The 20,521-nt window shown below is 66.8% G+C and carries 17 protein-coding genes; 7 read left to right on the forward strand and 10 right to left on the reverse strand.

Going from position 1 to position 20,521, the window contains the following annotated elements; all coding sequences use genetic code 11:
• Window positions 1-221: 221 nt before the first annotated feature.
• The 5 genes from ABQZ09_RS06455 to ABQZ09_RS06475 form a co-directional block, all read right to left on the reverse strand.
• Window positions 222-2,291 (reverse strand): M13 family metallopeptidase, encoded by a 2,070-nt coding sequence (locus ABQZ09_RS06455; protein WP_228314858.1) that lies wholly within the window; start codon window positions 2,289-2,291, stop codon window positions 222-224.
• Window positions 2,292-2,439: 148 nt separating this feature from the next.
• Window positions 2,440-3,135, reverse strand: coding sequence for a glycosyltransferase (locus ABQZ09_RS06460; protein ID WP_228314848.1), 696 nt, complete (start codon window positions 3,133-3,135; stop codon window positions 2,440-2,442).
• Window positions 3,136-3,439: 304 nt separating this feature from the next.
• On the reverse strand, window positions 3,440-4,435 hold the full coding sequence (locus ABQZ09_RS06465) for an aldo/keto reductase (RefSeq protein WP_039405793.1): 996 nt from the start codon (window positions 4,433-4,435) through the stop codon (window positions 3,440-3,442).
• Between the two features lie 380 nt (window positions 4,436-4,815).
• The gene (locus ABQZ09_RS06470) at window positions 4,816-5,385 is read right to left on the reverse strand and encodes a flavodoxin family protein (RefSeq protein WP_228314850.1); all 570 of its coding nucleotides are present in this window, start codon (window positions 5,383-5,385) and stop codon (window positions 4,816-4,818) included.
• Between the two features lie 94 nt (window positions 5,386-5,479).
• Window positions 5,480-6,376 carry a LysR family transcriptional regulator gene (locus ABQZ09_RS06475; RefSeq protein ID WP_039405787.1) on the reverse strand — a complete coding sequence of 299 codons (897 nt, stop codon included), beginning with the start codon at window positions 6,374-6,376 and terminating at the stop codon, window positions 5,480-5,482.
• Window positions 6,377-6,564: 188 nt separating this feature from the next.
• On the opposite strand from ABQZ09_RS06475, the gene ABQZ09_RS06480 reads away from it, so the two are divergent.
• The 3 genes from ABQZ09_RS06480 (at window position 6,565) to ABQZ09_RS06490 (ending at window position 10,522) form a co-directional block, all read left to right on the forward strand.
• Window positions 6,565-7,380, forward strand: a complete 816-nt coding sequence (locus ABQZ09_RS06480; RefSeq protein WP_349776436.1) for a dioxygenase family protein — start codon at window positions 6,565-6,567, stop codon at window positions 7,378-7,380.
• A gap of 111 nt (window positions 7,381-7,491) precedes the next feature.
• Entirely contained in the window at window positions 7,492-8,736 is a 1,245-nt protein-coding gene (locus ABQZ09_RS06485; protein ID WP_349776437.1) for a putative DNA modification/repair radical SAM protein, read from the forward strand.
• Window positions 8,737-9,082: 346 nt separating this feature from the next.
• Entirely contained in the window at window positions 9,083-10,522 is a 1,440-nt protein-coding gene (locus ABQZ09_RS06490; protein WP_184441590.1) for a UdgX family uracil-DNA binding protein, read from the forward strand.
• A 474-nt stretch (window positions 10,523-10,996) separates the two neighbouring features.
• Here the strand turns inward: ABQZ09_RS06490 and ABQZ09_RS06495 are convergent, their stop codons facing one another.
• A complete protein-coding gene (locus ABQZ09_RS06495; RefSeq protein WP_047696413.1) occupies window positions 10,997-11,554 on the reverse strand; it encodes a fasciclin domain-containing protein in 558 nt (185 codons plus the stop codon).
• Window positions 11,555-12,039: 485 nt separating this feature from the next.
• On the opposite strand from ABQZ09_RS06495, the gene ABQZ09_RS06500 reads away from it, so the two are divergent.
• From ABQZ09_RS06500 to ABQZ09_RS06510, 3 genes are all read left to right on the forward strand, one after another.
• The gene (locus ABQZ09_RS06500; protein ID WP_039405778.1) at window positions 12,040-13,677 is read left to right on the forward strand and encodes a Na+/H+ antiporter; all 1,638 of its coding nucleotides are present in this window, start codon (window positions 12,040-12,042) and stop codon (window positions 13,675-13,677) included.
• Window positions 13,678-14,111: 434 nt separating this feature from the next.
• Entirely contained in the window at window positions 14,112-15,056 is a 945-nt protein-coding gene (locus ABQZ09_RS06505) for an ABC transporter ATP-binding protein (protein WP_039405775.1), read from the forward strand.
• Window positions 15,053-15,814 (forward strand): ABC transporter permease, encoded by a 762-nt coding sequence (locus ABQZ09_RS06510; protein WP_047696421.1) that lies wholly within the window; start codon window positions 15,053-15,055, stop codon window positions 15,812-15,814. Before ABQZ09_RS06505 ends, ABQZ09_RS06510 begins: the two co-directional genes overlap by 4 nt.
• A gap of 773 nt (window positions 15,815-16,587) precedes the next feature.
• Here the strand turns inward: ABQZ09_RS06510 and ABQZ09_RS06515 are convergent.
• Complete coding sequence (locus ABQZ09_RS06515; protein ID WP_179456768.1) at window positions 16,588-16,854, reverse strand: DUF3297 family protein; 267 nt, start codon at window positions 16,852-16,854, stop codon at window positions 16,588-16,590.
• A 163-nt stretch (window positions 16,855-17,017) separates the two neighbouring features.
• Between ABQZ09_RS06515 and ABQZ09_RS06520 the strand changes: the two genes are divergently transcribed.
• Window positions 17,018-17,566, forward strand: coding sequence for a DUF6630 family protein (locus tag ABQZ09_RS06520; RefSeq protein WP_184555821.1), 549 nt, complete (start codon window positions 17,018-17,020; stop codon window positions 17,564-17,566).
• A gap of 379 nt (window positions 17,567-17,945) precedes the next feature.
• On the opposite strand, the gene ABQZ09_RS06525 is transcribed toward ABQZ09_RS06520, so the two are convergent.
• From ABQZ09_RS06525 to motB, 3 genes are all read right to left on the reverse strand, one after another.
• Window positions 17,946-18,230 (reverse strand): DUF4031 domain-containing protein, encoded by a 285-nt coding sequence (locus ABQZ09_RS06525; protein WP_039405763.1) that lies wholly within the window; start codon window positions 18,228-18,230, stop codon window positions 17,946-17,948.
• A gap of 8 nt (window positions 18,231-18,238) precedes the next feature.
• A complete protein-coding gene (locus tag ABQZ09_RS06530) occupies window positions 18,239-18,832 on the reverse strand; it encodes a hypothetical protein (protein ID WP_039405761.1) in 594 nt (197 codons plus the stop codon).
• 476 nt (window positions 18,833-19,308) lie between these two features.
• Window positions 19,309-20,511 carry a flagellar motor protein MotB gene (gene motB / locus ABQZ09_RS06535; RefSeq protein WP_349776438.1) on the reverse strand — a complete coding sequence of 401 codons (1,203 nt, stop codon included), beginning with the start codon at window positions 20,509-20,511 and terminating at the stop codon, window positions 19,309-19,311.
• Window positions 20,512-20,521 lie beyond the last annotated feature (10 nt).

Genomic DNA, 20,521 nt, shown 5'->3' on the forward strand with positions numbered 1-20,521 from the left:
CGGGAGAGGGGCGAGAAAAAAGCAGGGTGATATGCGTGGACGGGAGAGGGCGAATCTCCGCGGCACGCGGCGCTGTACGTGGCAGCCGCAGCGGAGGTCTAAAGCCCCTCTCCCCTCGGGAGAGGGGTTGGGGTGAGGGTAGGGCGCAGGTCGAGCAGCAGTCCATGCATCGCGGGTGTCGAAGCACGAGCCCCGGCACAGGCATCGTCCTGTGCCGCCTCTTACCAGATCTTGACCCGCTGCTCCGGTGCCAGATACAGCTGCTGCTCCGGCTTCACGTCGAACGCCGGGTACCACGCGTCCACATTGCGCACCGTCTGCGCGCGGAAGCGGCCAGGCGCGTGTACATCGGTCAGCACGGCGTTGCGCAGCGCTGCATCGCGATACTTGCCACGCCAGGCCTGCGCGAAGCCGAGGAAGAAGCGCTGGTCCGGGCTGAAGCCATCGATGGTCTGTGGCTGTTTGCCCTGCAGCGACAGCTGATAGGCGTCGTAGGCGGTGGCCAGGCCGGCAACATCGGCGATGTTCTCGCCCAGCGTCAGCTTGCCGTTGACGCTCAGGTCGTCGAAAGGCTTGTATGCGCTGAACTGGGCGGCCAGCGCATTGCCGGCGGCCTCGAATTTCTTCAGGTCCTGCGGCGTCCACCAGTTGTGCAGCTCGCCATGTTCGTCGAACAGCGCACCCATGTTGTCGAAGCTGTGGCTGATCTCATGCCCGATCACCGCGCCGATCGCGCCGTAATTCACTGCATCGTCGGCGGCCGGGTCGAAGAACGGCGGCTGCAGGATCGCGGCAGGAAAGATCAGCCGGTTCTCCAACGGCACGTTCAACGCGTTGACTTCCTGCGGCAGCATGTACCACTCGCGATGGTCGACCGCCTTGCCCAGCTTGGCGAGGTTGCGGCGATACTCGAACAGCTGGGCGCGTTCCACGTTGCCCAGCGCATCGTCGCGACGCACCTCGAGCGCGCTGTAGTCGCGCCAGCTGTCCGGGTAGCCCACCGCCACCGTCAGCCCGGCGATCTTGGCCTTGGCGTGCTGTTTGGTCTCCGGGGTCATCCATTCCAGCGCATCGATGCGCCGGCCGAATGCGGTGACCAGGTTCTTGACCATCTCTTCGGCGCGGGTCTTGGTCTGGGCGCTGACGTATTTCTGCACATATCGCTTGCCGACCGCCTCGCCCAACGCGGCGTTGGTGGCGTCGATCCCGCGCTTCCAACGCTGGCGCTGCTGCGGCGTGCCTTCCAGGGTGGTGCCATAAAACGCAAAGCGCTCGTCGGCAAAAGCCTTGGACAGATACGGCGAAGCCCGGTCCAGGGCACGGAAGCTCAGGTAGTCCTTCCAGGTCTGCAACGGCTCCGATTGCACCAGGGCCGACAAGCCGCGCACCGCCTCCGGTTGCCAGACGATGAAGTCCTGCTGCGCCTTGAGCCCGGCGGCATCGAAGAACAGTGCCCACTCCAGGCCGGGGGCATTGTGCGCAAAATCGGCCTGTTTCCAGGCGTTTGCGCCGGCCTGCACGTTGTTGGTCCGTTCGGGCGTGGCATGCACGCGTGCCATGGCCGTTTCGAGCGCGACGATGCGCTCGGCCCTGGCCGCCGCGTCGGCGATGCCGGCCAGCTCCAGCACCTTGACGATGTGCGCGCGGTAGGCCTCGCGCAGATCCGCCATGCGCCCGCCGTCCAGGTAGAAGCTGCGCTCGGGCATGCCCAGGCCGCCTTGCACCAGATACGGCGCGTAGCGGCCGGGACGGTGCAGATCCTGCGACACCCACAGCCCGAACAGGCGGTCGGTGTAGAAGTTGGTCGCGTTGAGCAGGTCCACGTCTGCGCGCAACTGCCCGCCCAGCGTGCGCGCCAGCGCCTGCTTGTCGCCCAGTTGCGCGATCGCCTCCAGTTCCGGTTGTACCGGACGCACGCCCTTGGTCTCGATGCTGGCCTCGTCCATGTAGGCGGCGTAGTAGTCGCCGATCTGCTTGTCTTCACCGGTGACGCGGTCGTTGGCGGCCGCGCCTTCGATGATGTCGCGGCTGTGGCGTTCGGTCTCGATGGCGATGCTGACGAAGCTGTTGAAGCTGGAGCGGTCCTCGGGAATCTGCGTGGTCCTGACCCAGTTGCCGCTGGCATAAGCGAAGAAGTCATCACCCGGCGCGACGCTGCGGTCCATGCCGGCCGCGTCGAAGCCGAAATCGCCGAGCTTGGGTGTGCTGGGGGCGTGCTCGGCGTGACTGTCGGCGGCAGGCTGCGCGCCCTCGCGGTGACACGCTGCGGCGGTCAATGCCGCAGCGGCCATGGCGGCGATCAGGACAGGGCGATGCAAAGAGGCCATGCGGCGCGACTCGAAACCGGGACAGGTGTCGCAGTGTAAGTGGCCTGCGGTGCCACGTCCCGATTTGAGGGCAGGCACCGCCGCGTCACGCACCGGTGCGGACACACTCGGTTCAGCGCCGTCGTTGATACCAGAAACCCAGCGCATCGCGGGTCTGCAACATGCGCCGTCCGCGCCACAGAAACCGCAGCAGCAGGCCCAGATGCTCGCGTTTGGAAAAACTGCGTAGCTTGCGGTCGGAGGTATGCACGGTCTGGCGCAGGATCACAAAGCGCCCGCAGCGTGCCAGCGCGCGGCTGAGCGCGACATCTTCGCCGGCGTAGTAGCGCGTGTCGAAACCACCGGCCGTGACGAAGGCGGCGCGCGTGCAGAACAGAAAACACCCCGGTGCGATGCCGGCGATGCGGAAGAACCAGCCGAACACCGCTTGCGCGGTGCGTTCGGACCACACCCGGTTGCCGTGCAGGTGGACTTGCGCGCCGCCGCCCACCGCACCGGCGTCCAGCGCTGCCAGTGCGGCGCCGACCACCTGTGGGTTGATGAGGGTGTCGGCATCCAGGAACAGCAGCCGCTCGCCCTGCGCCGCCTGTGCGCCGGTGTTGCGCGTGGCCGCAATGTGCCGCAGCTGGACCTCCAGCACCTGCGCGCCGTTGCTGCGTGCGATGACGGCAGTGTCATCGGCGCAGGCGTCGGCCACCACGATCACTTCGTAGTCCAGCTGGAGCGCGCGTGCGCAAGCGTGCAGGCACTGCAGCGTGTCGCCGATCAGCGCGGCCTCGTCATGGGCGGGGATCACGAAGGACAGCATGGGCGTGCGTGGTGTGAGGTGCTGCCAGTGTGCAGGCGCCGGCGATGCGATGATGTGAGTAGCCGCAGTCAGTCCGGTGGCGCGGCGGCGAAGCGACCGCAACGGCCGCGCACCCGCACCGGGAGCGCGGCCATCTTCCATGGATGGCGGGCACCCACGCCTGCATGCTCGAGCGCGCTGTCATGGACGCGCGGCCCAGCGCGCCGTCGCAGCCGGATGGCGGCAACCGGCAACCGGTTGCGACGGTTTCGGTTACGGCCGGTACCACTGCCATGTGGTCCAGGCGCCATCACGCCGCGTCGGCTCAGCGGTTGACCGCGCCCATCATCGCTTCCGGGTAGCGCGTACCGGCAGCGGCCTGCGGCGGGAAGATCGCATCGATGCGCGCCAGTTCGTCGGGCATCAGCGCCACGTCGAGCGCTGCGATGTTTTCCTCCAGATACGCCAGACGCTTGGTGCCGGGAATCGGAACCAGGTCCTGGCCCTGTGCCAGGACCCAGGCCAATGCCAGTTGCCCGGGCGTGACGCCCTTATCCGCCGCGATCGCCTTGACCTGCTCCACCAGCTGCAGGTTGCGGGTGAAGTTCTCGCCCTGGAAGCGTGGCGAGTGACGGCGGTAGTCGTCTGCGTCGAAATCGTCCGGCGAGGAGAATGCCCCGGTCAGGAAGCCGCGCCCCAGGGGCGAATACGGCACGAACCCGATGCCGAGTTCGCGCACGGTGGCGAACACGCCGTTGTCTTCCGGCTCGCGCGACCACAGCGAATACTCGGTCTGCACGGCGGTGATCGGATGCACCGCATGCGCGCGCCGGATGGTGGCGGCGGCCGCTTCCGACAGCCCGAGAAAACGCACCTTGCCCTGTTCGACCAGCCGCGACATGGCACCGACGGTGTCTTCGATCGGCACGTTGGGATCGACGCGGTGCTGGTAATACAGGTCGATGTGCTCCACGCCCAGGCGGCGCAGGCTGGCTTCGCAGGCAGATTGCACATAGGCCGGGCTGCCATCGATGCCACGTACCGACGGATCGCCGGGGTCGAGCTTGATGCCGAACTTGGTGGCCAGGAACACCTCGTGCCGGCGCGAGGCGATGGCCTTGCCGACCAGCACTTCATTGGTATGCGGGCCATACATGTCGGCGGTATCGAGCAGGCTGATGCCGCGGTCGAGCGCGCGATGGATCACCGCGATCGAGGCAGCCTCGTCGCTGCGGTCGCCATAGAACGCACTCATGCCCATGCAACCAAGGCCGAGTGCGGAAACGGTGGGGCCGGAACGGCCGAGGGTACGGGTTTGCATGGTGGGGGAGGCTCCGTGCAGCAGGGTAGGCGGGGAGAGTGGCGCGGTGTGCGTTAGCGCGGCGTGGCCCACGCGCTAACGCCTGAGGTCGGTGTGCGGTGGTGCAGGTGTGACACGGCATAGCAGCGAGCGCGCTGCGCGACGCCTGGGAGTGCCGTGCGAATCGAAGTGGTTTGCATGGGTCCAGACTGCGCCGATTGGGGAGCGGCAGCGATGGGCAGGCGCATGCGATGCGCTGGTGACCGGGCCGTGCACACGTCTTGCGTGGCGATGGTGACGGGGGGTGTGGCCGCGTTGGCGTACGGCGGCCTGGCGATGCTGTTCAACCGCACCCGCGCATCGCCCTGTTTCGGCACGCGCGCGGGTGCAGTTAGGCCAGCTCAGCCCTTGAGCTTGTTGGTGAATTCGGCAACGCGCTTGCCCAGCAGCCGCGCGGTTTCCAGATCGCCTGCGCGCGGGGCTTCGTCCGGCGAAGCGTCCGATGGCGAGATCGCCAGCGCGCCGCCCCAGCCACCGGTCCAGTTCACGTCCTGCGGCCCGTGCGCCTTGGTGTTGGCTGGCGGCAAACCGGTGCCCACCCAGATCTGGCCGTGCTGCTGCGACAGGGTCCAGAAATACTGGATGGTGGTGACCTTGTCGCCGCTGACCGAGGCCGAGTTGGTGAAGCCGGCGGCAATCTTGTCTTTCCACGCCTGCGTAAACCACGGCTTGGAGCTGGCATCGGCAAATTTCTTGAACTGCCACGCCGGCCCGCCCATGTAGGTGGGGCTGCCGTAGATGATGGCATCGGCGGCACTGATCGCGTCCCACGCGTCGTCAGGCAGGTTGCCGTCCTGGTCGATGCGGTACAGCGTGGCCTCGGCCACACTGGCGGCCCCCGCATGCACGGCTTCGGCCTGCTTGACGGTGTGGCCGTAGCCACTGAAATACACGATGGCAATCTTGCTCATGGATGCTCCTGCTCAACGAGGGGAGGGGGATTGTGGGCATACCGGCCGCGACAGAAGAATGACCACGCGCGGGACGAACTGTTGCCGGGCCCGTTCAGCCGGGTGCCGGTGCGGCCAGGTGCTCGAGCAGGTAGTCGATGAAGCTGCGCACCTTCGGTGCCAGGTGGCTGCGGCTGGTGTAGACGGCAAAGATGCCGATCTGGCCGAGTTCGTACGCCGGAAGGATGCGCACCAGGCGGCCCGCAGCCAGATGCGCGTCGGCCAGGAAGTCCGGCTGCATCACGATGCCCTGGCCGGCCAGCGCCGCCGCATTGAGCACATGGCCATTGTTGGCGCGCAGCCCACCGTGCAAGCGCACATCCACATCGCCATCGGGCCCGTGGAAGCGCACCGCGTCGCCGGTGGGCGAGTAGTGGTAGAGCAGGCACTCGTGGCCAGCCAGATCGGCCGGGTGTGCCGGCGTGCCCGCCCGCGCCAGGTAGGCCGGCGCCGCGCACGGCACCAGCCGCACCGTGCCCAGCTGGCGGGCGATCAGCATCGGTGCCGGCTCGCGGGTGATGCGGATGGCGACATCGAAGCCTTCCTCGACCATATCGACCAGGCGATCGGTCAGCGACAGGTCCAGCTCCACCTGCGGGTAGCGCGCACGAAAGCCAGGCAGCAAGGCACCCAGGCGCTCGATCCCGTAGCTCACCGGGGCATTGACCCGCAGCACGCCGGCCGGCTCCAGCGCCTGCGCGCCGATGGTGGCCTCCAGGTCGTCCAGGTCGGCCAACAATTGCAGGCAGCGCTGGTAATACGCGGTGCCGGCGCTGGTCAGGCTGACCCGGCGCGTGGTGCGATTGAGCAGGCGGGTGCCCAGGCGTTGTTCCAGCGCAGCCACCTGCCGGGTGACGCTGGCGGTGGAGCGGTCCAGTGCGTCGGCCGCGGCGCTGAAGCCGCTGCGTTCGGCCACGGCGGTGAAGACGCGCATCGCATCCAGGGTATCCATCCGGGCTCCGATTATTGCTTGTGGTGCAACAAATTATCCGACCTCGCGCCCTTTATCCGAATGCCACGGGTCATAGGCTAGGGCGGTCCTCAACGGAGTGCTCGCATGTCCACCACCCTTGCACCCCCGCGCACCGCGGCCTACGGCGCGGCCTTGCTGTGCATCAGCCTGGGCGCATGGAGTTGCGCATGAGCCGCCTGCCATCGTTGTACATCTCGCATGGATCGCCCATGACGGCGTTGCAGCCGGGCCAGGTGGGGCAGCGGCTGCAGGAACTGCGTCGGCAGCTGCCGCGGCCGCGCGCGATCATCGTCGCCAGCGCGCATTGGCTGGGCCGTCGTCCGCTGGTCAGCGGTGCAGCGCGGCCGCAGACCATCCACGACTTCGGCGGCTTCCCTGCGCCGCTGTATGCGCTGGACTATCCGGCGCCGGGCGAGCCGGCGTTGGCGCAGCAGGTCGTGCGCCGCCTGGAGCAGGCCGGGCTGCATCCGCACCTGGACCCGCAACGCGGTTTCGACCACGGCGTCTGGGTGCCGCTGCGCCTGCTGTACCCGGCGGCCGACATCCCGGTGGTGTCGGTGTCGATCCAGCCCGAGCTCGGGCCGGCGCACCAGTTCGCGCTGGGCCGCGCGCTGGCGCCGTTGCGCGACGAAGGCGTTCTGGTCATCGGCTCCGGCAGCATCACCCATAACCTGCACGACTTCGGCCAGGGCTACAGCGCCGAGCGCGAAGCGCCCTACGTGCGTCCCTTCATCGCATGGACCGAGCGCGCACTGGCGGACAACGACATCCCGGCATTGCTGGACTACCGCCGCCAGGCACCGTATGCAGCGCGCGCACATCCCAGCGACGAGCATCTGCTGCCGCTCTACGTCGCGATGGGTGCGGCCGGGGGCGACCAGCTCGGCGCACAGCGCATCGATGCCGGCATCGATGCGGGCTTTCTGGCGATGGATCTCTATCGCTTCGATGGCGCCGCGGCCACTGCGGCTACCGCAGTCTGACCGGGCCGCAGGACGGTGCCGGCGTGTGCGCCAGCGCTGCGCTCTGAAGCGTTCACGATCGGCTGCTGCGCAGTCTCATAGGCTGAGACGCCCCGGCTGCATGCTGCTTGCGTGAAAATCCTCGACAAGCTCGCCGTCCTTGCCGACGCCGCCAAATACGACGCCTCCTGCGCCTCCAGTGGCGCGAACAAGCGCAATTCGCTCGGCACCGGCGGGATCGGCAGCACCGAGGGCATGGGCATCTGCCACTCGTACACGCCGGACGGCCGCTGCGTGTCGCTGCTGAAGATCCTGCTGACCAACTTCTGCGTGTTCGACTGCGCGTACTGCGTCAACCGCGTCTCCAGCAACGTGCGGCGTGCACGTTTCACGCCCGAAGAAGTGGTCACGCTGACGCTGGACTTCTACAAGCGCAACTACATCGAAGGCCTGTTCCTCTCCAGCGGCATCATCCGCAACTCCGACTACACCATGGAGCAGCTGGTGGAAGTGGCACGCCAGCTGCGCGAAGAGCATCACTTTGCCGGCTACATCCATCTCAAGACCATTCCCGATGCAGCGCCCGAACTGCTGGCGGCGGCCGGCCGCTATGCGGACCGTCTGAGCATCAACGTGGAGTTGCCCACCGAGCAGGGGCTGACCCAGCTGGCACCGGAGAAGAGCGTCGGCGGCATCCGCTCGGCCATGGGCGAGCTGCGCTGGCGCATCGAAGAAAACCAGCTCGAACGCAAGGCCGAAAAGGTACGCCGGGCCAAGCCGCCGCGGTTTGCCCCGGCCGGGCAGAGCACGCAGATGATCGTCGGTGCCGATGATGCCAACGACCGCAGCATCCTGGACACCAGCCGTAATCTTTACGGCAATTACCGCATGCGGCGGGTGTATTACTCGGCCTTCAGCCCGATCCCCGATGCCTCGTCGAAGCTGCCCTTGCAGGCACCGCCGCTGCAGCGCGAGCACCGGCTCTACCAAGCCGACTGGTTGCTGCGCTTCTACGAATTCAGCGTGGAAGAAATTGCGCCCGCGCAGTCCAGCGGCATGCTCGATCTGGACGTGGACCCCAAGCTGGCATGGGCATTGCGCAACCCGGAGCGGTTTCCGGTGGATCTGAACCAGGCGCCGCGCGAGATGTTGCTGCGGGTGCCGGGGCTGGGCACCCGCAACGTGGAGCGGCTGCTGTTGTCGCGGCGGCACGCGCGGTTGCGGGTGGGCGACCTTGCCCGCTTGCGGGTACCGATGAAGAAGCTGCTGCCGTTTGTGAGTGTGCTGGATCATCATCCGCGGCAACGCCTGGACGACCCGGTGCGCTTGCGTGCGCAGCTGGCGCCTGCACCGCGGCAGGCGAGCCTGTTTGAGTGATGCCTCATCGTCGGGAGGGCGCCACCTTCTCCCCGGACGAGGATGCCCGACGGGCGGATGAGGGGCAGGCCGCTCGCCGGAGGTGCGGCGCACGGCAATGTGTTCACACAGCAATATGGCGCTGCCTTGCAAATTCCCGCTCCCGTCATCCCGCGCTCTGCCCCAAGCGCTTCGGCACCTGGCGGCGTGGGGCGCTTCCTGCGTCAAGGCGGGGTGGGACAGCAACCTCAGGGGCCGGCGTGGTCACGGTCGCGCAGCAGCGCTGGCGAGATCGGGTACAGCCGCGTCGGAGGTGGCTGGCCAGTGCGCGTTGCTGCGTGGGAACCAGGATGATCGGATGTGAGTGATGTTCAGCGCTGAGGTGGATCCACCGTGGAGTTTCGAGGCGTGGCGTGCATTGGCGCGGGCCGGCTGGTGTGCGCAGGTTGAGCCGGATGACGTGGCATGGAACGGCGGGGCGCAGGGCGGGTTGCTGATGGGGCAGCGGCTGCAGGACCTGCCGGTGGTAGTGGCACCGCCACGGGTGTCGGCGGACTTCATGCAATTGGCGGCGTCGGTGCTATGCCATCGTGACCCGCAGCGGCATGCGGTGTTGTATCGGTTGCTGTGGCGGATCGCCTCCGGCGAGAAGGCGCTGCTGGAGCGCGCCACCGACGTGGATGTGCATCGTTTGCGGCAATGGCAGAAAGCGGTGCAGCGCGATACCCACAAGATGAAGGCGTTTGTGCGGTTTCGCCGCCTGCCGGGCGAGGTGGAGGACTTCGTTGCCTGGTTCGAGCCCGATCACTGCATCGTGGACCGCGTCGCCCCGTTTTTTGCGCGGCGGTTTGCCGGCATGCAGTGGGCGATCCTGACGCCGTATCGCAGCGTGCGCTGGGATGGCGAGGCATTGTCGTTCGGCGATGGTGCGGTGCGGACGCAGGTGCCGGCCGACGATGCGCAGGAAGCCCTGTGGCGCACCTATTACGCGCATATTTTCAATCCGGCGCGGCTCAATCCCACCATGATGCGGCAGGAGATGCCGCAGAAATACTGGAAGAACCTGCCCGAAGCGGCACTGCTGCCGGAGCTGATCCGCGAAGCCGGCGTGCGGGTGCGCGAGATGGCCGAGCGCGCGCCCGAGCCGGTGCGACGGCGGGTGCCGGTGGCACCCGTACCAGCCGTGGAAGTGGCAACCCAAAGCCTTGCGCAGCTGCGTGTGGCAGCGCGCGATTGCCGGCGCTGCGAGCTGTGGCAACCGGCCACCCAGACCGTGTTCGGCGAAGGGCCGGACGATGCAGCGGTGATGGTCATCGGCGAGCAGCCGGGCGACGAAGAAGATCTGAGTGGGCGTCCGTTTGTCGGCCCGGCCGGGCGTCTGTTCACGATGGCATTGGGCGAGTTGGGTGTGGACCGCACGACCTTCTACGTGACCAATGCGGTCAAGCACTTTCGGTTCGAGCAGCGCGGCAAGCGCCGCCTGCATCGCAACCCGGAGCGTTCGCATGTGCAGGCCTGCAGCGGCTGGCTGCACGCCGAACGCGCGCAACTGCGGCCGGCGCATATCGTCTGTCTGGGGGCGACGGCCGCACAGGCGGTGTTGGGGAGCCGCTTTCGCTTGATGCAGCAGCGCGGCCAGTGGCAGGTGCTGGACGATGGCACGCCGGTGCTGGCCACCGTGCATCCCTCGTGGGTCTTGCGGCAAGGCTCGGAGGCCGCGCGCGAGGAAGGCTACCGAGGCTTTGTCGACGACCTGCGCCAGCTGCTGCATGCACCGGTCGCCGCAGATCGCACCGTGGTTACATAAAAGATGCGCGTGCATCTGCACGCGCATGGTGTCGGAGAACGATGACACCAATCGGGGCCACTGGCGAACCGGTGGTCCCGCACCGCCGCTTCACGGTGTGGTGGCGCCGCCCGACGTCTGGTGCCCGGACGCGTGCGGCTTCGCTGTTCACTGGTGTCTATGTGTCGTAGCAGGAAGCGGACGCGATGGCGCCGGAGTGCAACGCCATCGCATTCAGACAGGTCACTCAAGCGCAGCCAGTGAATTGCTGCGCCGTCATAGGGGGGCCTGGATGGTGTCGGGATCAGCGTGTACCGCCAGTGCGCCCCGGCTTGGAGCGCATCTGTCGGGACACCCACAATCGCCGGGTGCTCATCACGATTGAACTCCCTGCAAGTGCCGCATGCGCGGTCGGCGTCGACCATCGACGGAACGCGGCCCGTTCCGCCGATGACCTCGCGCGCAGGCCACCTGCAGGTGGCGCAGCAACTGCCGTTACGGCATCAACACCTTGTCGATCACGTGGATCACGCCGTTGCTCTGGTTGACATCGGCGATGGTGACTGTGGCGGTATTGCCCTTGACGTCGGTGAGGGTGACCTTCTTGCCATTGAGCTTTGCGGTGAGCGGCTCGCCCTGCACCGTGGTCAGCGTGGCGCTACCGCCGCCGGCCTTGATCTTGGCGATCAGCGAGGCGGCGTCCACCTTGCCCGGCACCACGTGATAGGTGAGCACCTTGGTCAAGGTCGCCTTGGACTCGGGCTTCAGCAAGGTGTCCACCGTACCGGCCGGCAGTGCGGAAAACGCCGCATTGGTCGGCGCAAACACGGTAAACGGGCCCGGACCCTTCAAGGTCTCGACCAGGCCGGCGGCCTTCACTGCGGCAACCAACGTGGTGTGATCCTTGGAGTTGGCGGCGTTGTCGACGATGTCCTTGGTGACCAGCATCGGCGCACCACCCACCGTCGGGTTGGACGCAGCGTAAGCAGGAGCCATCGCGCTGGTCAGGGCAATGGCGGTAGCAATGGCAAGCGACTGCAGTGACGTCTTCATGAGGCATCGATCCTTTGGGTTGGCGGTCGCCTGGATGGCAACCGTAGGGTCAATACGCCTGCCGCTGCGGGCCGGATGCATCACGTGGTCTTGATGTTCATTACGGGGTTTGGCGTGGTGAGTGCGGCGTCAGGAACAACGTGAATCGCTTCGCCTGGCTGTCGACGCGATGGCTGCTGGTCGCGTGTGCAGCATCAGGTGCGCTGCCGCCGGTTGCCCGATTGGTATCGGTGTTGCGTGGCCTGTCTCACGTCTCGGGATGCGGCAGTCTCCGCAGCATTGGCGGACTGTTCGTATCGGGGCGTTGCCGCAGGTGACCTGCGATCGAGTGGCTGAGGAAGGGCGGCGCGATAGGCTGTCAGGGCCGAATCGATCGCGCCTGATGGTTTCATCACCGGTTGCAAACCGGTATGTTCCCGTCAGTGCGTTGTTGTGCGTCGCAAGATGATGCCGCACGTGCGGTCGTTTCTTCTTCCGGGTTTTACATGCATTCGATCGATGTCGTCCTCGCCATGTTGCTGGCGGTCGCGGCCAGCGGTTATCTGATCCGCATCCTGCCGTTCTCGCTGCCGTTGCCGTTGGTCCAGATCGCGCTGGGCGCGGTGGTCTCCGGTGTGTTCGATGCGGGGCACGAGCTGGAACCGGAATTGTTCTTCCTGCTGTTCCTGCCGCCGCTGCTGTTCCTGGACGGCTGGCGCATTCCCAAACAAGGCCTGTTCCGCGACAAGGCGGCGATCCTGGAGCTGGCGCTGGGCCTGGTGGTGTTCACGGTGATCGGTGCCGGCCTGTTGATCCATTGGCTGATCCCGGCCATGCCGCTGGCGGTGGCGTTCGCGCTGGCTGCCATCATTTCGCCGACCGACCCGGTGGCGGTGTCCTCGATCGCCTCCAAGGTGCCGATTCCCAAGCGCCTGATGCACATTCTGGAAGGCGAGTCGCTGCTCAACGACGCCTCGGGCCTGGTGTGCTTCCAGTTCGCCGTGGCCGCGGTGTTGACCGGTACGTTCTCGGTGGCGACCGCTTCGCTCACCTTCCTGTGGGTGGCGCTGGCCGGGTTGGCGCTGGGCGTGGCCACCACCTTCGGCCTGAGCCGGATCCAGGCCTGGATCTGGCGCCATTTCGGCGAGGAGCCCGGCTCGGCGATCCTGGTCAACCTGCTCACGCCGTTCGCCGCGTACCTGCTGGCCGAAGCCTTCCACGCCTCCGGAATCCTGGCCGCGGTGGCCGCCGGCATCACCATGAGCTACGTGGAAATGGCCGGCAACGCGCCGGGCAACATGCGTCTGCAGCGCTCGGCGGTGTGGGACACGGTGCAGTTCACCTTCAACGGCATCATCTTCGTGCTGCTGGGCGAGCAGTTGCCGGGCATCCTGGACGGGGCGGTGCGCAGCGTGCAGGAGGCCGGGCACCTCAATCCGTGGTGGCTGGCGGTGTACGTGGCCACCATCAGCACCAGCCTGATGGCGCTGCGCTTTGTGTGGGTGTTCCTGTCGCTGCGCTGGAACATCTTCAAGGCGCAACGACGGGGCGAGGCGCATGTCAGCCCGCCCTGGCGAATCGTGGTGGCGGTATCGCTGGCGGGCGTGCGCGGGGCGATCACCCTGGCCGGCGTGCTGACGCTGCCGCTGATGCTGGAAGACGGCTCGCCGTTTCCAGCCCGCCAGCTGGCGATCTTCCTGGCGGCCTCGGTGATCCTGGTCTCCTTGCTGGTGGCCAGCGTGGCATTGCCGCGACTGCTGCGCGGGCTGGAGTTGCCGGAAGAGGAAGACGAACAGCAAAAGGAAGACCTGGCCGTCAAGGCCGCCTCGCAGGCGGCCCTGGAGGCGGTGGAAAAGCTGCGCCAGCGGCTGGTGGAAGACAGCGCGCATGCCGAGCGCTACAACGCCGCCGCCAATCAGGTCAGTCAGCGTTACCAGCGCAAGCTGGGTGCCGTGGACATGGCCGAAACCGATCCGGAAGAGGCCGGCGCCTACGAGCAGGCCTTGCGCCAGTTCCGTCACACCGCCCTGGTGGCCGAGCGCAACGAGCTGTTCAAGCTTGCGCGCCGTCGCGAGATTTCCGACGACCTGTCGCGGCGGCTGGTGCGCAACCTGGACCTGATCGAGTCGCGCAAGCGCGCGTAGGTGCTGGGAATGGGGATTCGGGAATAGGGAATCGCAAAAGCCAGGGCGATGTCCACGGCCATCGTAGGAGCGCACCCGGGCGCGACCGGGCTGTCCCGACACACGTCCAGGCGTGCGCCGGCTCGCGAATCGGAAATCGCAGCGGCCAGGGCATTGTCCATGGCCTTCGTAGGAGCGCACCAGGGCGCGAGAGGCGTTCCCTGGACAGCCCCCGTCGCGCCCAGGTGCGCTCCTACCACACCACGCGCGCCACAAGGATGTAAGCATCGCAGCCCTTGAGCCGACGCAACGCGCAACCTGCCGGTCTGTCCGTGTGTAGCGTGCACCAGGCACCAGGCAAATCACGCGTCGGGAGACACCATCCCATCAGCCCCCCTCCCATCGTCACGGCGCAGCGCCTACCCTGTGGCGCTTCTGGTCCCCGTGCACAACCCATGACGCCCATCGTTTCCATCCAGGGAGTGAGCAAGACCTACGCCGGCGGTTTTCAGGCGCTCAAGCAGGTGGATCTGCAGATCCAGCGCGGCGAGATCTTCGCGCTGCTTGGCCCCAACGGTGCCGGCAAGACCACGCTGATCAGCATCATCTGCGGGCTGGTCAACCCCAGCACCGGCACCGTGCTGGCCGATGGTCACGACATCGTGCGCGACTACCGCGCGGCACGTGCCAGCATTGGGCTGGTGCCGCAGGAGCTGGCCACCGACGCCTTCGAAACGGTGTGGGCCACCGTGCGTTTCAGCCGCGGGCTGTTCGGCAAGCCCGCCAACCCGCAGTACCTGGAAACGGTGCTGCGCGAGCTGTCGCTATGGGACAAGCGCAACAGCAAGATTTCCACATTGTCCGGCGGCATGAAGCGACGCGTGCTGATCGCCAAGGCCCTGGCGCACGAGCCGCGGATCCTGTTCCTGGACGAGCCCACTGCCGGCGTGGACGTAGAGCTGCGCCACGAGATGTGGCAGATGGTGCGTCGGCTGCGCGAGCAGGGCACCACCGTCATCCTGACCACCCATTACATCGAAGAGGCCGAAGACATGGCCGACCGGGTCGGGGTGATCAACCGCGGCGAGCTGGTACTGGTGGAAGACAAGCACACGCTGATGCGCAAGCTCGGCAAGAAGCAGCTCAGCCTGAGCCTGCAATCGCCGCTGCAGGCGGTGCCGGCCGGGCTGGCGGATCTGCCGCTGGAGTTGTCGGCCGACGGCAGCAGCCTGATCTACACGTTCGACACGCAGGCCGAGCAGACTGGCATCGGGGCGGTGTTGCGCCGGCTCAACGAGCAGGGCATCGACTTCAAGGACCTGCATTCCAGCGAGAGCTCGCTGGAAGAGATCTTCGTCACCCTCGTGCATGGCGCCCGTCAACCGGAGATGCGCGCATGAACATGCATGCGATTGCCGCGATTTATCGCTTCGAAATGGCGCGCGCCTTCCGCACGCTGACCCAGTCGATCGCTTCGCCGGTGTTGTCGACCTCGCTGTATTTCGTGGTGTTCGGCGCAGCCATCGGCTCGCGCATGGGAGATATCGACGGCATCAGCTACGGCGCCTTCATCATTCCCGGCTTGGTGATGTTGTCGCTGCTCAACGAGAGCATCTCCAATGCCTCGTTCGGCATCTACATGCCGCGCTGGGCCGGCACCATCTACGAGGTGCTGTCCGCGCCGGTGGCATGGTGGGAGATCGTCATCGGCTACGTGGGCGCGGCGGCCACCAAGTCGGTGATGCTGGGCCTGCTGATCCTGCTCACCGCACGGCTGTTTGTTCCGTACGAGATTGCGCATCCGGTGTGGATGCTGGGCTTTCTGGTGCTCACCGCACTGACCTTCAGCCTGTTCGGCTTCATCATCGGCATCTGGGCCGACGGCTTCGAGAAGCTGCAGGTCATCCCGCTGATGGTGGTGACGCCGCTGACCTTTCTGGGCGGCAGCTTCTATTCGATCAACATGCTGCCGCCGGTGTGGCAGAAGGTCACGCTGTTCAACCCGGTGGTCTACCTGATCAGCGGGTTCCGCTGGAGTTTCTACGGCAAGGCCGACGTGCACATCGCGGTGAGCACCGGCATGACGTTCCTGTTCCTGCTGGTGTGCCTGGGCGTGGTGGCGGCCATCTTCCGCAGCGGGTATCGGCTCAAGGCGTGAGTGAGTCGCGTGTGCGGTGTCTCACCGCTTGCTGGCTGTTTGATCGAACGCCATGCGCACCGACCTACGTGACTGGTCCTTGCCCGCTCACCGTCGCGGGATGGTGAGCGGCATGGATGCCGCGCCAGAGCTTACAAGGCCGTACTTGCAGCGTGTCCTGCGATGGTGGGCTGAGCAAAGGCGCAGCGTCGAGTGCGCGGTGCCCTCACCGCTTGCGGGACACGCCGTTAACCCGTCCATGGGGCTGGATGGCGGCATCCATGCCGCCAACGGTCCCGCAATCGGCGAGGACACCGCACCAGATAGTTGGCTGGTGGTTTTGTTGAAGATCGAGGGCACCGCGTCGCAAGTTAGCTAATCGCTTGTTGAAGACTCTGCGCACCGACCAACTTGACTGGTCCTTGCCCGCTCACCGTCGCGGGACCTTGAGCGGCATGGATGCCGCGCCAGAGCCTCCAGGGACGGATTCACGGCGTGTCCCGCGATGGTGGGCGGGCAAGGGCCCTGCAGCAACTAAAAGCGTCTAGTGCACGGTGCCTTTGCCACTCGCGGGACATGCCGTTAACCCGTCCGTGGGAGCCACGATGGCGGCATCCATGCCGCCATCGGTCCCGCAATCGGCAAAGACACCGCACCAGACAGTTAACCGGCTGCTTTGTTGAAAGCCATGCGCACCGCCCATCTTCCATGGTGCGCGGGCAAGGGTGCTGCAGCCCGGCCACAGATCAGCCGGCCTGCAGTAGACCGGTATGAAGTAGGGTAATTGGCCTCTCTTATTCGGAAGCCGGTTTGGCGTCGTTCTTGGTGTCCAGGTAATACGCCACCACCTCGCCCTTGATCTTCATCGTCATCGGATTGCCGCGGCGGTCGCGTGCCTTGCCGACCTGTACCTTGATCCAGCCTTCGCTCACCGAATATTCCTCCACGTTGTCGCGTTCGATACCGTTGAAGCGCACGCCGATGCCGCGGTTGAGGGCGTCGGCATCGTGGAACGGACTACGTGCGTCGATGGCCAGGTGATCGGGAGGGGTATCGCTCATGGGGAAGGCGCCATGACGGGCCGGATGGCCGTCTTCGGCCGCACAGGATACGTACCTGCGCCCGGAAGACCAGCCCTGCTGGCGCAGCGGCGGGCCGGCCTCGGTTTGCTTGCGCCGCCGCAGGCCTCACACTTGGCGCCTGCAATCCTTCAGCGAGACCGCCATGCCCGACAACAGTGCCGACTACGAAGACGACGAAGGCCTGCAGCCCGAAAGCGACGAAGACGATGTCGACGACCATCCGGCACGGGTCTGGAATCTGCTGGTGTTGATCAACCCCGGCGATGAAGACACCGCGCTGGCCCAGTTCGATGCCTGGCGCGAAGCACAGGCCGATGCAGACGATGACGACGACGATGCGTGGCTGTGGACGCTGAAAGACGTCATCGACTGGCGCTCGGGATTCTACGTGGACTGGAAGGACACCGACTCGTTCATCGCCGCCATCGACGAACTCGGCGCGCGCTGGAACCTGCGCATCGACTGGGGCGGCGACCTGGACGACGAAGACTTCGCCGGCGATCTCGAGGTCCCCGACCTGATGGCCGTGGCGTTCGACCGCCTGCGCGAACACGGCTACTCGCTGTGGAACTGGAACACCGGCGGCGACGCCTATGCCGGCTGGATCGCCCTCAGCCGCGACGACGACGCCATGCTGGCGCTGACCTCGTTGCTGGGCGTCGAGGTGCGGCTGGGCAACGAGGCCTTTTGAGGGCCGGGAGTGGGGAGTCGCGAGAGCGGTCTCCGGGTGCGTGGGTCTGGCAGGCATTGTCCGCGGCCAGATGACTGCCCCGTAGGAGCGCGCTGGCGCGCGGTCGGGCGTTACCGGGACAGCTCCTCGCGCTCGGGCGCGCTCCTACAACGGGGTGGCGTCATGGTGTAGGGGGGGATGCCGCCGTCGTGAAGTTGCAGGCCTCTTTACCAGGAGGCTCACACGGCCCAGCAATGGCCACGTAGGAGCGTGCCTGCGCGCGATAGGCGTTACCGGGACAGCTCCTCGCGCTCAGGCGCGCGCCTACTAAGGCGCGCCGCCAATCAGGTTGCGGCCACCGCCGTTGCCAATCCCCAATCCCGAATCCCAAATCCCCGCCTCAAGGCGCCTCGCCCCGTGCCTGCGCACGCGCATTGGCGATCAAGGCCTTGAGCAAGACGCGATCGGTGTGACGTGAGATCGCGATGGCACCGAGTGCGATCGCCTCGATACGCAGCGAGGCGGGCACGTCGTAGTGCGCGCCGCTGAGTTTGTTCTGGAAGGCGCGGCGGGGAATGCCCAGCCGCGCCGCCATGGCATGCAGCTCGTCCAGCGTATCGCCGAGCAGGTGCGCCCAGCGCTGGTCGCGCCACAGGTGCACCGCATCGTCGACGTAGACGGCCATCTGCCAGGTCAGTCCTGCTTCTTGGACTTCTTCGACTTCTTGCCGGCGCTCTCGCTGTCAGCGTCGTCCGCGACCGCGTCGGCGGCCTTGTCGCTGGTCGCCTCGTCTGCAGTGCTGTCGTCTTCGGCCGTCGCGGCATCTTCGGCAGCGGCATCGCTGTCGGCCGCAGGTGTTGCATCGGCGTCGTCGGCGTCTTCATCGCCGTCTTCATCCGCATCGGCGTTCTGGAACTCGGACACCAGCTTGGTCAGGTATTCCTCGGCGGTCTGGCCTTCGTCGGCGGCCAGGTCGTCGATCATCTGCTGCAGCTGGGTCGAATATTCCAGCGAGATGGTCTTGCCTTCGGCTTCCTGCAGGTTGGCCAGGTGCTTGAGCATGGCCAGCATCGGCACCGGGTTGTCGGCGCTGCCCATGGTCTGGCCGCCGATCGACAGCATCCACTCGCTGCCACCTTGCAGGCCGATCGCCGCGACCACGCGGCCGTCGGCGTCCTGCAGCACGGCATGGTTGCTGACCTGGGGCGCCTGGCCCAGACGGGCGAAGGGGCGCTTGGGTTGCTGCTTCTTGCGCTTGTCGCGCTTGGCCTTGGAATTGCGGGACACGGTATTCTCGACGCTGGGAATGGCCGGCCATTCTAGAGCGTGCGCCGCACGATGCGATGAGCAGCCGGCTTCGGGGTGACCGGGCGCGGGCGGCCCCGCCTGCTGTCGATCACAGTGTCGATCGTGATGCCGCGGCAATCCCCGCTCGCCGCGGGCCTGGATGAGGCGGGCAGCCGCGCCGATGGTCCGGCAAGCGCCGCACCTGCCAGGCCGGTGGCAGGGCGCCAGCCTGGCCTGTAGGGCAGACGGCGCGTGCGCCAGGCCCTCCCCATCGCCGGCCCCGCAGCAGGCGTGGAGATCGGGTTCGCCGCGTTGCCGATGGATTCGGCAAGGCACCTCTGCTGGGACGGCACTCAGAGCATGCCGCCGTCCAGGCACGCCAACCGCAAATCACCGGCTCGACGACACCGTCGGCAGCGATACGTCAGACAAGCCAGACCGGGCATGCATCTGGAACTCCAACCCCGGCCTCGCAATCAATGCGCTTCGACCGCCACGCGCGGCGCGGCCACGGCGGCTTCGGCGGCCTTGGCGAGTGCGGCGGCCGAGGCGACCTGAGCGCTGGTGGACACGCGCGGTGCCGCCGGGCGTGCGGAGGCGGTGCCCGGCGGAGGCGCGGGTGAGCCGCCGGCGGCGCCTGTCGCAGCCGCGGAGCCTGGCGCAGCCGCCGCAGCCGCTGGCGCCGCAGCGCCCAGCGCGGGGCCACTGGTCGCTGCACCCACCGTCGCGGTACCGGTGGCAGCGGCGCCGCTGAGGTCCGGCACGTGGGTGTCGGCGTCATGGACGGGCTTGCCCAGCGCCACGCCCTGGCCGGCGCCAGCCAGCGCCGCTTCTTCGGCGTCCTGGGTCATCACCACGATGCTGATGCGGCGGTTGATCGGATTCTGCGGGTCGGTCTTGTCGAATAGCACCGAGGACGACAACCCCACCACGCGGGTCACCTTGGCATCGGCCATGCCACCGCCCACCAGCGCGCGGCGCGCAGCATTGGCACGGTCGGCGCTGAGTTCCCAGTTGGTGTAGCCGGCATCGCTGCTGTAGGCGGTGGTGTCGGTGTGACCGGTGATGCTGATGTGGTTGGGCACCTGATTGATGAAGCTGGACAGCTCGCGCAGGATGTCCACCGTGTACGGCTTGAGCTGGTCGCGGCCGATATCGAACATCGGGCGGTTCTGCTTGTCCACGATCTGGATGCGCAGGCCATCGGGCGTGAGATCCAGCAGCAACTGGTCCTTGAACGGCTCCAGCGCCTGGCTCTTGTCGATGGCCTCTTTCAGGTCCTGCATCAACGCTTCCAGGCGCCGCTTGTCCTTGGCGCGGCTGTCCACGTCGGTGTCTGCCGCGTTGTCGCGCTTGCGGCCCATTTCGTCCTTCTGCCCCTTGGCCATGTCGGCGGTGCCGCCGAGCTTGATCATCGAGGTGCTGGCGCCGCCGGGGCCATTCATGCCGGGCGAGGGCGCCGGCGACTTGCCGGACAGCGGGCTGGGGTTGCGGAAGTATTCGGAGATCGCCGCGCGCTGCTCCTTGGTGGTGGCGGCCATCAGCCACAGCACCAGGAAGAAGGCCATCATCGCGGTCACGAAGTCGGCAAACGCCACCTTCCAGGCGCCGCCGTGATGGCCGCCGCCCTGCACCTTCTTGACCCGTCGGATGACGACGGTGGATTTGCCCTCGGCCATGACCGCGGTC

The organism is Xanthomonas sp. WHRI 6106, from assembly GCF_040202405.1.
Lineage (GTDB): Bacteria > Pseudomonadota > Gammaproteobacteria > Xanthomonadales > Xanthomonadaceae > Xanthomonas > Xanthomonas cannabis.